The following is a 12,633-nucleotide window of genomic DNA, read 5'->3' on the forward strand; positions in this document are numbered from 1 at the left end:
TGACTGCGCGGGCAGGCGCTACCTTGCGACGGTCACACCGTCGGTGGGTGGGATTCCGGCAGTGGGCCAATGAGCGCACGCAAGGCCAGCCAGGCGGCCGCCCGGTCGTCGGCACGGTCCATCGAAAGTCCGGTGAGCTCTTCGATGCGTTGGATGCGCGCGAGCAGGGTCTGTCGATGGATTCCCAGCCGCGTTGCGCTGGCCCGCTGCGCGCCGTTTTCGGCGAGGAAGACCCGCAGCGTGTCGGTCAGCTGGCCGTGGACTCCGGCTGCGTCGCGCAGCCCATCCAGGGCGGCTGCAAGCTGTGCCGCCGGTTCACCGCCGAGGGCACCGAGAATGAGCTCCACCGTGGGCAATTCGGTGTAGCGCAGCACGCGTTGTCCATCTTCAAGTGCCGAGTCCAGGGCCTGTTTGGCCTGCAGCGCGCTGCGGCGCAGCAGCTCGGCGGGAGCCGGCAGGCCGAGCCCAAGGTGTGCGCTCGCGTTGCCCAGCGGGGTGAAAGCCTGCATGCGTGCAGCGAGCTCCTCGGCCAGATCGTCCGGGATGAATCCGCGCAGTCGGCCTGGTTTGGCCTCGAAAATGTGCTCGATTCCGAGTTCATCAAACCAGCGGGTTACGAGTCGCTCCAGGTCAATGGTGCGTGTGCGGGTGCCGAGCGCGAACGCGGTCAGCCCGGTTTCATGGACGCCCCAACGGCGCAACAGCGCGGTGGCCTCGGGTCCGCCGTCAAGCAACACCCCGATCAGTGCCTCGCGGCCCAAACGCTCGGTGACCGAGGGGTCGCGGGTGCGCAGCAACAGATCGAACAGCGCCGCGGACTGCTGGGCGAGATCGCGGCTGCGGCTTGTCACGCTGGCGCGGGTGGCGATGACCAGGTAGCCGGACAGGTCGCGGTCGGAGCCGACCTGGTGCACTTGCAGGCCGGGGTGGCGCACGCGGACGGGGCGACCAAGCGCGACGGCCGTCGCGTCGTCGATATGCAGCCGTCCCGCCCCGGCGCTGGCGATCAACTGTCCGTGGGCGTCAAGCAGCACGGCCCATCCATCGATGCGGTGCGCAAGTTCGGCGATCACCGCCGTAGTGCCCCCGCGCCGGGCCACCTGGGTGAGCACCTTGGTGCCCGTGGTGACCAGTCGGTCCTCGGCGGCTTGATCCTCGGCGAGCAGCGCGGACAGCCTCGCGTGCAGGGCGCTTTCCCGCAGCTGGGTCGCGGCGGGGCCGGGATTTTCGGCCGTCAGGTCGTAGAATCCGGCGCCCGCTCCGAGGACCGCCGTCATGCCATGAGCCGTCAGCAGCGCACGCAGCCGTTGGTCGTCGACGCTACTGATGTAAACCGCGCGAGCGGTGACCTCGGCCGCGTCGTCGCCGGTCTCCAGACGCTCACGCAATGCGTCGAATGGTCCGGTCAGCAGGGTTGCAAAATCCTTGCTTCCGGCCACGACGTACTGGTCAAGGCCGGCAATCGCGTCGATCGGAGTGCGTTCGGCAACGCGCTGGACTAGGCATTCTCCGCCGACCGCTCGAACAACTGCTGACAGGTTTAGAGGCATGAGTGAAATGTACCAAATGTCAGGTGCACCGAAGATAATTCAACATTTTTCACAGTGACACGGCTCACTGAAGATTCCTAACATCGCTGTAACCAGCTCAAGCGAGGCACCACCGCGCATGAGTCTACGAAAAGGAGAAGATCCACATGAAAGCAATTGTGTTCCGCGAGCCGCAGACGCCGGTATCGGTTGAGGAGGTTACCTTGGCCGCGCCGAAGGTCGGCGAAGTTCGCGTGAAAATCGCCGCCGCGGGCGTCTGCCACTCAGATCTGCATGTGCGGCAGGGCGACTGGGACGCCGCCGTGCCCATGGTGATGGGCCACGAGGGCTCCGGCGTTGTGACGGAACTCGGCGAAGGCGTCACCTCGCTGGCGGTCGGGGACCATGTGGTGTTGAGCTGGGTCCCGCCCTGCGGTGAGTGCCGTTACTGCCTGCAGGGTCATGAAGCACGTTGCCAGAAGGTAGCCACCGTTGTTGCCCCCAAGGGCGTGCTATTCGACGGAACAACTCGCATGAGCCTAACCGACACCCAGGGCGAGAATGGGACGCTACACCACTACCTGGGTGTCTCATCCTTCGCCGAAGAAGTCATCGTCCCGGCCTCCGGCGCCATCAAGGTGCGCGACGACGCGCCATTGGATCTGATCGCCGTGGTCGGCTGCGCGGTGGCCACCGGAGTCGGGGCGGTCACCAACACCGCCGCGGTCGAACCCGGTTCGACCGTTGCGGTGATCGGCTGCGGAGGCGTGGGCCTGAACGTCGTGCAGGGCGCGAAGCTGGCCGGCGCCGAGCGCATTGTGGCCATCGACGTGGTGCCGGAGAAGACCGATATGGCGTTGCAGTTCGGTGCCACCGACCGCATCGACGCCTCGCAGCGCGACGCCGTCGAACAACTCTATGAGCTCATCCCCGATGGCGTGGACTACGCCTTCGACGCGATCGGCCGCACGGTCACCACCGAGCAGGCCATCGCGATGCTGGGCCTGGGTGGGGCCGCGGTGATCGTCGGGCTGCCGCCCACCGGTGCGCGCGCTTCCTTCGAGCCACTCGTGCTTGCCGAGGCGGACCAGCGGATCCTGGGCTCGAACTACGGCTCGGTGCGCCCCTCGATCGATATCCCCGCCCTGGTCGACCGCTACATGGACGGTCAGCTTCAGCTCGACGCGCTGATTTCCGGGCGCCGTCCGCTATCCGAGGCTGCCGAGGCACTTGCGGAACTTGAAGCCGGCGGCGTGCTGCGCACGTTGCTGATTCCCTAAGCCGCGCAGCTCAGCACATCACACACTCGCAAAACACCCGCTCGAAGGAGAGCAACCATGTCACGAATAGAACAGGCGCCGCCCACCGATGCCGGCTTGCGTCGCGGAGTTATGACCGGCGCCGAACTCGGCGCCCAAGCCATCGCCAACATCGCCCCCAGCGCGGTCCTCGCCTTCACCGCGGCCGCCATCTTCGTCACCGCGGGCAAGGGCACGCTGCTCTCGCTGCTTCTGGCGATGATCGTGGTGCTCTGCGTCGGCTGGTGCATCACCGTCTTTGCGCGCAAGAACGCCTCGGCCGGGTCGATCTACACCTACGTCTCGAAATCGCTGGGGCCGACGGCGGCGTTTATCGCCGGTCTGGCGTTGATCATCGGCTGCTGGGGAGTAACGGCCGGCTCGCTCGGCGGCGGGGTTTCCTACACCGCCGACCTGCTGACTTCCTTCGGCATTCCCGCTACAGGGATCGTTGGATACATTGTGCTCACGCTGATTCTTGGCTTCGTGACTACCTTTTTCACGATTCAGGGCATCAAGATTTCGGCCCGGGTTTCCTTCGTGCTGGAAATCGTTTCCGTGCTGATCATCCTGTTCCTCTTCATCACGGCACTGATTGCCATCGGTCCCAAGGCCTGGGATCTGAGCCAATTCACCCTCGAGGGTGCGCCACCGCAGGGGATTGCGGCCGGTATGGTGCTCGGCGTGCTGGGTTTTGCCGGTTTTTCCTCGGCCGACGCGCTCGGGCGCGAGGCTCGGAACCCCTACAAAGCGATTCCACGGGCGATCATGTGGAGCACCGTCGGCGTCGGGCTGATCTACCTGTTCGGTGCCTATACACAGATCGCGGTACTAGGCGATGAGCTGGCCGTCTCGGCGAACCCATTACAGGACATCTCCGACAGGATCGGCATGCCCGGCTGGTTTACCGCCGTGCTGCTCTTCGGCGTCGCCGCCTCCTTCTGCGCCGTGTGCATCGCCGCGCTCAACGTGTTGGGGCGGATCATCTACGTGATGGGCAAGGAAGGAGTGGTGCATGAGAGCCTAGGCCGCACCCACCCGAAGCATATGACGCCGCACCGCGTTCTAGTGATCGGCGGCGCGCTGTCGGTACTTGCGAATATCGCGATTCTGCGCACCGGCTCGCACCCCATGGAGATCGTGGTTTGGCTCGACACCTACGGGGTGTATGGCTACATGGTCGCCTACGCGATGGTGGCCTTCGCCTGCGCGGTCTACGTGCGCAAGATGGGGATGCCGCGGGTGCTGGTCACCGTGTGCGCGACCATCGCCGTACTGGCCATGGCGTACATCTTCTTCGCCAACGTCTTCCCGGTACCGGCCTTCCCGTTGAACCTGCTGCCGTACCTGTTCATTGCGACGATGCTCGTGGGTATCGGCTGGTTCGCGCATGTGCGCAAGACGCGACCCGAGGTGCTCGCACGAATCGGTAATACCGAGACCGACAGCCTTGGCGGACTGGGCTAAGTCAGCGAACGGGCGCCCGGCGAGCAGAAGTGCTGGCACGGGCGCCCGGCCAGTGGGTCAATGACCCAAGGGCTCAGTCCAGGGCTCGTTCGCCGCGCATCACCGGGAAGCCATCGACATGGTCCATATGTTGCGCTGCGATCAAATGCTCGAAAACGATATGCGCCTGGGCCGAGGCGACCACCGGATCCGCGGCAATCTGCTGGGCTACGAGCTCCTGCAATTGCTCGCTGGAGGTGCACGCCACATGCACGAGCAGATCGTAGTTACCGCCCATCAGGAAGACGTTGACGACGTTGACGAACTTGACCACGCGCTCGGCATACTCATGTCCGCCACTTTGCGTGCCGGGCTTCAGCCGGATGAACACCACGGCGTGCAGATCGAGCCCGAGTGCGGTCATGTCGTACTGGGCATGCGTGGAAGTGATCACGCCCGATTCGCGCAGGGCGCGTAGCCGGGTCAACGCCGTGGAGGGGGAGACATTGACCCGTGCGGCCAGCTCGTTGTTGCTGATCCGGGCCTCGCGGCGCAGCTCCCAGACGATCTTTTCGTCGATCGGATCCAGGGCCCGTGGGCCCCGTGGACGTTGGTTCATTGGTTCTCTCCTGAAGATTTTTTGATGGAGCCCAGAGTGTCACCCGCCGAATCAAAAATTTTGCGGAGAATAACCGCAAATCAGAATTATCAAGCGAAGTCAGGCTATTCTATAGAATTTTTTGGCAAGAACCATAGGCTTAAGTCAAGAAATTCTCTTCGGTATCCATCGAATTTTCTGTCCGGGCAGGCCGATCTCGCCGGCGCTCGCCGAGGCTTTCCTGCAACCTATTTCATAAAGGAACGACCGTGTTAAACCATCACACCCCGAAAGTGCTACTCATCGGTCTTGGCGCCGTGGGGCGCGCCGTCGGCGCCCGCCTTGTGGCGAGGGGATCTTGCGAGGTCGTCGGCGCCGTAGATCTAGCGCCGCACTTGGCCGGCAGTGAGCTGAACACCGTGATTCCCGGCGCCCCGGCTCGGGCACGTATCGCCGGCTCGCTGGCGCAGGCCCCAGACGCCGCGGTCGCTTTCGTCGCCACCACCTCCTTCGTCGCCGATCTGGAGCCCATGATCAACGAGCTACTGGATCGCGGCATGAACGTCGTGACGATCTGCGAGCAGCTCGGCTACGGGTTCTATGACCACCGGAGCATCGCGCAACGGATCGATGAACGTGCCCGACGCGCTGGCCTTACGGTGCTGGGCACGGGGTGTAACCCCGGCATTCTGCTCGATACCCTGCCGTTGACGCTCAGCAGTCTCGTAGGCGACGTGGATCGAGTGTCGATCCGTCGCACCGCGGAGATGTCTGGCTACGGCGGGATTCTCGCCAAGTTTGGCTTCGGGCTCAGCGCTGCGCAGTTCAACGAACAGCGCGCGGCCGGGAAAGTCATTGGCCACGTGGGGTTCCGCGAGTCCGTCGCCGCGCTCGCCGCGGGGCTGGGCTGGGAGTTGAGCGAGATCCTCGTCCAGGCACCGGAACCCATCTTGTTTACCGAACATCCGCGCACGATCGCGCATCTGGATCTTGCCCCGGGCACCATCGCCGCGCTGCGACATGCCGCACGGGGCTACGCGGCCGGGCAACTGGTGATCGATGCGCAGATCGACTTCGGCATTTTTGAAAGCGCCGATGCCTTCCCGGAAGGCGACAGCTGGCGCATCGAGGGCGGCGCACAGACCCTGGAATTTCGCAGTAGCCGGATCGATAGCGCCGCTTCCACCGTTGCGGTCGCCGCCAATGTCATTCCGGCGCTGCCCGGTGCTCCCGCCGGTCTGTTGACCATGGCGGATCTGCCGCCGAAGAACTTTTCCGCCACGGGGCGCGTACCCGCCGCGGCGGCGCGCTGAACCGCCCACCAACAACGACCACGAGAGGAATAGAGGACTATGCCGGAGAACCCAAGCGTGAATATCGCCGAGGTGATGAGTCGCGGCGGTCGGCCCGCGAACAGCCGCCGCGAGGTGAAAATCATCGACACGACCCTGCGCGATGGACACCAGAGCCTGTGGGCCACGCGCATGCGCACCTCCCACATGCTGGAGATGATCGAGGAATTCGACAGCGCGGGCTTTGAGCACGTGGACCTCGTCGCCCCCATTCAATTCGACGTGGCGGTGCGCTACCTGAAGGAAGACCCGTGGGAACGCGTCCGGCTGATGCACCGGCACGCGCCGAATACCACCTTCCGCGCGCTGATCCGCTCAAAGAACCTGGCAACCTTCGACTTCCTACCCGACGATGTGATCGCGGCCTGGGTGGATCGCTTGGTCGCCAACGGATTCCGCGAGATCGGAGCCTTCGACGGGCTGAACGATGTCGATAACATCTCGGCGGCCCTGTTGCGCGCGAAGCGGATGGGCGCCGAGACCTTCGGTGCGGTCTCGTTCTGCGAGTCACCGGTACACACCGACGAGCTCTTTGTCGCCAAGGCACAGGAGCTCATCGAAAAAGCCGAGGTGGACCGCATCATGCTCAAGGACGCCGGCGGACTGTTGACCCCCGACCGGATCCGCACGCTGGTTCCGGCGTTGAAGTCCGTGATCGGTGACCGACCACTAGAGGTGCACACCCACAGCCTGACCGGGTTGGCGCCGCTGGTGTGTTTGGAAGCCGTGGAACTCGGTGCAGATTCGCTACACACCTCGATCGCGCCGCTGGCCACCGGCAACGGGCAACCCTCGACGCAGGGAATCGTGCGTGATCTGCGCGCGCTGGGCTACACGGTCAACGTCGACGACGAGCGGGTCGCGGCGATCAGCCAGAAGCTGCTCGATATCGCCGAGCAGGAGGATAAGCCCATTGGTGTGCCGCACGAGTACACCGGCATGCACTACATGCATCAGACCCCCGGTGGAATGCTCTCGAACTTCACCTCACAGCTTGAGGCCGCCGGTCTTGCCGACCGCTTCGATGAGCTCATGCAGGAGGTCGCGCGGGTACGCGCCGAACTGGCCTACCCCATTATGATCACCCCGTTCGCCCAGCATGTGGGCACCCAGGCGGTGATGAACGTGATGAACGGCGAGCGCTACCGGGTGGTGCCCAATGAGGTGAAGAAGTATGCGTTGGGCTATTACGGCAAGCCCCTGGCGCCCCTAGATTCCGACGCGCTCGAGAAAATCCTGGCCAATGGCTCCTCAAATATTGCAGATCATCCCGAGCCGCTCGCCCCGATGCTGCCCTCGCTCCAAGAACGCTACCCGGAGGAGGACATCGACCTCTGGCTGTTGCGGGCACAGTTCGCCGGCACCCAGGTCGACGAAATGAAAAAAGTGAGGGCCGAATCCGGGTCCGAGGGCGCGGCACCTATGCCCACACTCGAGCTGATCACCTCGCTGTACGAGAGCACCCCCGCGGGGCGGCAAGTGCTCAGAAGCGGTGACCTGCAGATCACCCTAGACAAAGGAGAGTAAGAAAATGACCGGTAACCAGCCCGATATGCGCGAACTGAAGGCGATTGTCGACTGGGCGAATCTCGCGCCGGATGTGGGCGAGTTAACGCTGAAAGTCGGTGAGGTGGAACTGCATATCTCGCGCAACAATGGTGCAGTACCGCAGGGGGTAGCCAGCGCCCCGGCAGCGCCCTTGGCGCCGCCAGTTCATGAGCCCAGCGCCGCATCCACTCCGGCACCCGCCGCACCGGCGGCCCGACCGGAATCTGCCGCCGCGCCGAGAGTTTCGGCCGACCCGAGCCAACTTGCCGAGGACGAGGTACTGATCACCGCGCCGATGCTCGGCACCTTCTACGCGGCCCCGCAGCCCGGGGCCGCCGCCTTCGTCAGCGTGGGAGACAGCGTGCAACCGCATAGCGTGTTGGGCATCGTTGAGGTGATGAAACTGATGAATAACATCGAGGCCGGCGTCGCCGGTAGCGTGGTGCGTATTCTGGCCAAGAACGAATCGTTGGTCGAGTACGGGCAGCCGCTGATGGTCATTAAGCGGGATGCCTCATGACCCTCTCAAGTGTGCTGATTGCCAACCGTGGCGAAATTGCGCTGCGTATAATCCGGGCCTGTAAGGAACTGGGCATCCGCAGCATCCTGGCCTATTCCGAGGCCGATCGTGACTCGTTGCCGGTGCGGCTGGCCGATCAGGCGTTATGTATTGGACCGGCCTCGGCCAAACTCAGTTACCGCGACAGCCGGGCGGTGATCGGTGCGGCCCAAGCTAGCGGTGCCGACGCGATCCACCCCGGCTACGGCTTCCTCTCCGAGAACGCCGACTTCGTGGCGCTCTGTGAAGCCGAAGGTGTGGGTTTCGTCGGCCCCGCGGCCGACGTTATTCGACGGATGGGCGATAAGATCGAGGCGAAAAAGATCGCCCGGCGTGCCGGAGTGCCAACGGTGCCGGGCTCCGATGGGGCGATCGCCGATCAGGACGAGGCCTTCGAGGTGGCCCAGCAGGTGGGGTTCCCGCTACTGATCAAGGCCGCGGCCGGCGGCGGGGGCCGGGGGCTACGGGTCGTAGAGTCGGCCGACACGCTTCCGACCGACCTGGCCGAGATCATGGCGGAGGCCGAGGTCGCCTTCGGTGATCCGTCGGTGTATATCGAGCGCTTTCTGAGGGATATCCGCCATATTGAGATCCAAGTGATCTCGGATGGCCGCACCACCCTACACCTGGGTGAACGTGACTGCACGGCTCAGCGTCGCAACCAAAAACTCGTCGAGGAGGCACCTTCACCGGTGCTCGACGAGGCCACCCGCGCCGGCATCGCGCGTGCGGCCATTGCGCTGTGCGAAGAGGTCGGGTACACCAACGCCGGGACCGTTGAGTTTGTTTTCGACAACCAAAGCGGCGAGTACTACTTCATCGAGATGAATACGCGGATCCAGGTGGAGCATCCGGTCTCCGAGATGGTCACCGGCATCGATCTGATTAAACTGCAACTACAGATTGCCGGCGGGGTGGCACTTGAGCTGACCCAGGACGAGGTGCAGGTGCGTGGGCATGCCATCGAGTGCCGGATCAACGCCGAGGACGCCGCCCGTGGTTTCGCCCCGCACCCGGGAACCATAGGCGAGTTCCACGTCCCGGGCGGCTTCGGGGTGCGCCTAGATTCGCACCTCGAAAGCGGCTCGACGATCTCGCCGTACTACGACTCGATGGTCGGCAAGCTCATCTGCTGGGGCCAAAACCGCGACGAAGCCATCGAACGTTCCCTGCGGGCCCTGAATGAGTTTCGTATCGACGGGGTCGTAACCACTGCGGGCTTCCATCGCGAGGTGCTCACCAGCCCTACATTCCGTAGCGGTACATTCAATACCGGCTTCATCGCAGAATTTATGGAGGAACGACGTCATGACAACCTTTGACCCGGCCGTTATGGGCTCCGGACCTCGCGCGGTGCATCCGCCGCTGCCCCCGATCCCGCAAAGCCGGCATCTAGCCACCGAGATCCCCGGCCCGCGCTCTCGCGAGCTGATGGTGCAGCGCCGTGCCCAGGTATCGAACGGGTTCGGGGCACAGCTGCCGGTCTTCATCGAGCGTGCCGACGGCGGCATCCTGCTTGATGTCGATGGCAACCGCATTATCGACCTCGCCTCCGGACTTGGCCCCACCGCGCTGGGCGCCTCGAATGAACGGGTGCGCGAGCGGCTGATCGCCCAGCTGGACCGCTTTACGCACACCTGCTTCATGACCACCGAATACGAAAGTTATGTGGCGGTGTGCCGTTGGCTCAATGAGCACACGCCGGGGCAGGGGCAGAAGCGTACGGCGCTGTTCTCCACCGGCGCCGAAGCCAATGAGAACGCGGTGAAGATCGCCCGCTATCACACCGGGCGCCGACGCATCCTGGCCTTCCACGGGGCTTACCACGGCCGGACCCATATGACCATGTCACTGACCTCGAAGGCGCACCCCTATAAAACAGGGTTCGGTCCGTTCTCTGAAGACGTCGTGCATGCTCCGGTGCCAACCTCGCCCCGGGAGGACGACAGCCCGCTCGAGGACCACCTCGAGCGGGTGCGCGCCACACTGCGCGAGCACGATCCGTCCACTTTCGCGGCGATCATCATCGAACCCATCCTCGGTGAGGCCGGTTGCCTCATCCCGAAGCCGGGGTTCCTTGCCGGATTGCGGCAGATCGCCGACGAATACGGCATCCTATTGATCGCCGACGAGGTACAGAGCGGGATGGGCCGCACCGGGCGGATCTGGGCCATCGAATATGAGCAGGTGGTCCCGGATCTACTGGTGGCGGCCAAGGCCCTGGCGAACGGGATGCCGCTGAGTTCGGTGACCGGTCCCGAAACGGTGATGAACGCGGTGCATCCGGCCGGCTTGGGCGGCACCTACGCCGGCAACCCACTGTCCTGCGAGGCGGCCCTTGCGGTGTTTGAGCAACTGGATGCGCACGGAATGCTGGAGCGGGCCACCGCACTGGGGGAGATCGCGCTCGATATGCTGCGCCCGCTGGTTGGGACCGGGCTTGGCGTCATCGACGTTCGTGCCCGTGGCGGGATGATCGGCATCGAGTTTGGTAACGAGCAGAGCTTGGAACCCGATGGGCGGCGGGCCAAGGCGGTCTCGCAGTACTGTCATGACCATGGCGTGCTCGCGCTGACCAACGGGGTTCACGAGAACGTCATCCGGCTCTTGCCGCCCATTGTGATCGACCAAGCCCTATTTGGCGACGCGCTGCAGGTGATGATCGAGGGGATACGTAGTCTCGGCCAAGCTAGGTAGTCGGTGCGTAAAAATGCTATTTCTTCGCATTTCTGTGGGTAAAGGGTGCGGGAACTTGGCCCAGCGTGGTGAAAGCTCTGGAAAATTTGCCGGTTCTTCGCTTAGCCTTGAGCTATGACCTCTGCCACATGGGACCGCGGGCTCGCCCTGGCTCCGGCCGGATCCGACGGGACCGACGAACTCGATGCCATCGCGTTGGGCCGGCGCATCCGCTACCTGCGCAAGAGCCGCTCGCTGACCCTCGACGACGTGTCGGCGGCGGTGTCCTTGGCGCCCAGCGCCCTATCGATGCTCGAAAACGGGAAGCGGGAGCCGAAGCTCGCCCAGCTCAAGGCGCTCGCTGCCTGTTTCGAGGTTCCCGTCGACGAACTGTTGGGCACCGAGCCACCCTCGCGGCGCGCCGCTCTGGAAATTCAACTGGAGCGGGCCCAGCGTGGACCGTTGTATCAGGCGCTGGGCCTGCCCACGGTCCGCGTGGGCTCTAGGCTGCCGATGGACGTGCTCGAGTCCCTCGTCGGGCTCCAAAACGAGTTGGAGCGCCGGCTCAATGAGCAGGCCGCGACCCCGGAAGAAGCGCGCCGGGCGAATACCAGCCTGCGCCATGAGATGCGTCAGCGCAATAACTACTACCGCGAGATCGAGCAGGAAGCCGCGCGGGTGTTGGCCGCCGTCGGGCATTCCGGCGGCCCGCTGTCGCATCACAAGGCCGCGGATATCGCCGAACACCTGGGCTTTAGCCTGCACTATGTGGGAAATCTGCCGCATTCCACCCGTTCGGTGACCGACCTGAAGAACCACCGGATCTATCTCACCCAGGTCTCGCGGGCCGATCACGACCCGCGCTCGGTGCTGCTTCAGGCTCTGGGGCACTACGTGCTGGGACATCAGACCCCGCAAAGCTACGCCGAGTTCCTCTCGCAGCGCGTGGCCACCAACTATTTCGCCGCCGCCCTGATGATGCCGGAGAAGGAAACCGCCGCCTTCTTGCATCGCGCCAAGGATGAGCGTGAACTAGCCGTCGAGGATCTGCGCGACGCCTTTGCCGTGTCCTACGAGTCCGCCGCGCACCGCTTCACCAACCTCGCCACCGAGCACCTGGGTATCACCTGCCACTTCCAGAAAGTCCACGAGTCGGGCATTTTGCATAAGGCCTACGAAAACGACGGGGTGAACTTTCCGGCCGATCACACCGGCGCCATCGAGGGGCAGTCCATTTGCCGCTACTGGACCAGTCGTGTGGTGTTCGACGTGCAGGATAAATTCCGCTCCTTCGAGCAGTACACCGACACCATCAAGGGCACCTACTGGTGCACCGCGCGTACCGAACGGCATTCCTCGGGGCTGTACTCGTTGTCGATCGGGGTGCCCTTCGAGCATGTGAAGTACTTCCGCGGACGCGATACCAAGGAACGCTGCCAGTCGAAATGTCCCGACGAGAGCTGCTGCCGGCGGCCTCCGGCGCAGCTGTCCGAGCTTTGGTCAGGTAACGCGTGGCCGGCCACCCGAGCCAACACGCATTTGCTCGCGGCCATGCCCACCGGTGCTTTCCCCGGGGTGGATGAAACCGAGGTGTATCGCTTCTTGCAGGATCAGTCCGGCTGAGTCC

At 64.1% G+C, this 12,633-nt stretch carries 10 protein-coding genes; 8 read left to right on the plus strand and 2 right to left on the minus strand.

Annotated features, from left to right (window positions below; all coding sequences use genetic code 11):
• Positions 1–32: 32 nt before the first annotated feature.
• Positions 33–1,550, minus strand: coding sequence for a PucR family transcriptional regulator (locus tag ACYU0X_RS02015; RefSeq protein WP_461901969.1), 1,518 nt, complete (start codon positions 1,548–1,550; stop codon positions 33–35).
• Between the two features lie 146 nt (positions 1,551–1,696).
• Between ACYU0X_RS02015 and ACYU0X_RS02020 the strand changes: the two genes are divergently transcribed.
• The gene (locus ACYU0X_RS02020; RefSeq protein ID WP_461901970.1) at positions 1,697–2,809 is read left to right on the plus strand and encodes an alcohol dehydrogenase catalytic domain-containing protein; all 1,113 of its coding nucleotides are present in this window, start codon (positions 1,697–1,699) and stop codon (positions 2,807–2,809) included.
• Positions 2,810–2,866: 57 nt separating this feature from the next.
• Positions 2,867–4,294 carry an APC family permease gene (locus ACYU0X_RS02025; protein ID WP_461901971.1) on the plus strand — a complete coding sequence of 476 codons (1,428 nt, stop codon included), beginning with the start codon at positions 2,867–2,869 and terminating at the stop codon, positions 4,292–4,294.
• Positions 4,295–4,367: 73 nt separating this feature from the next.
• On the opposite strand, the gene ACYU0X_RS02030 is transcribed toward ACYU0X_RS02025, so the two are convergent.
• Positions 4,368–4,892 carry an Lrp/AsnC family transcriptional regulator gene (locus ACYU0X_RS02030; RefSeq protein WP_461901972.1) on the minus strand — a complete coding sequence of 175 codons (525 nt, stop codon included), beginning with the start codon at positions 4,890–4,892 and terminating at the stop codon, positions 4,368–4,370.
• Positions 4,893–5,140: 248 nt separating this feature from the next.
• On the opposite strand from ACYU0X_RS02030, the gene ACYU0X_RS02035 reads away from it, so the two are divergent.
• The 6 genes from ACYU0X_RS02035 to ACYU0X_RS02060 all read left to right on the plus strand — a co-directional run bounded on the left by ACYU0X_RS02035 (position 5,141) and on the right by ACYU0X_RS02060 (position 12,629).
• On the plus strand, positions 5,141–6,184 hold the full coding sequence (locus ACYU0X_RS02035) for a hypothetical protein (RefSeq protein ID WP_461901973.1): 1,044 nt from the start codon (positions 5,141–5,143) through the stop codon (positions 6,182–6,184).
• A 39-nt stretch (positions 6,185–6,223) separates the two neighbouring features.
• Positions 6,224–7,750, plus strand: coding sequence for a pyruvate carboxylase subunit B (locus tag ACYU0X_RS02040; protein ID WP_461901974.1), 1,527 nt, complete (start codon positions 6,224–6,226; stop codon positions 7,748–7,750).
• 4 nt (positions 7,751–7,754) lie between these two features.
• On the plus strand, positions 7,755–8,291 hold the full coding sequence (gene accB / locus ACYU0X_RS02045) for an acetyl-CoA carboxylase biotin carboxyl carrier protein (protein WP_461901975.1): 537 nt from the start codon (positions 7,755–7,757) through the stop codon (positions 8,289–8,291).
• The gene (gene accC, locus ACYU0X_RS02050) at positions 8,288–9,652 is read left to right on the plus strand and encodes an acetyl-CoA carboxylase biotin carboxylase subunit (protein WP_461901976.1); all 1,365 of its coding nucleotides are present in this window, start codon (positions 8,288–8,290) and stop codon (positions 9,650–9,652) included. Before accB ends, accC begins: the two co-directional genes overlap by 4 nt.
• Positions 9,639–11,027 (plus strand): aminotransferase class III-fold pyridoxal phosphate-dependent enzyme, encoded by a 1,389-nt coding sequence (locus ACYU0X_RS02055; RefSeq protein WP_461901977.1) that lies wholly within the window; start codon positions 9,639–9,641, stop codon positions 11,025–11,027. The genes accC and ACYU0X_RS02055 overlap by 14 nt, the downstream gene beginning before the upstream one ends.
• A 114-nt stretch (positions 11,028–11,141) precedes the next feature.
• Entirely contained in the window at positions 11,142–12,629 is a 1,488-nt protein-coding gene (locus ACYU0X_RS02060; RefSeq protein WP_461901979.1) for a helix-turn-helix domain-containing protein, read from the plus strand.
• The last annotated feature ends 4 nt before the right edge of the window (positions 12,630–12,633 follow it).

Source organism: Glutamicibacter sp. X7, from assembly GCF_054889245.1.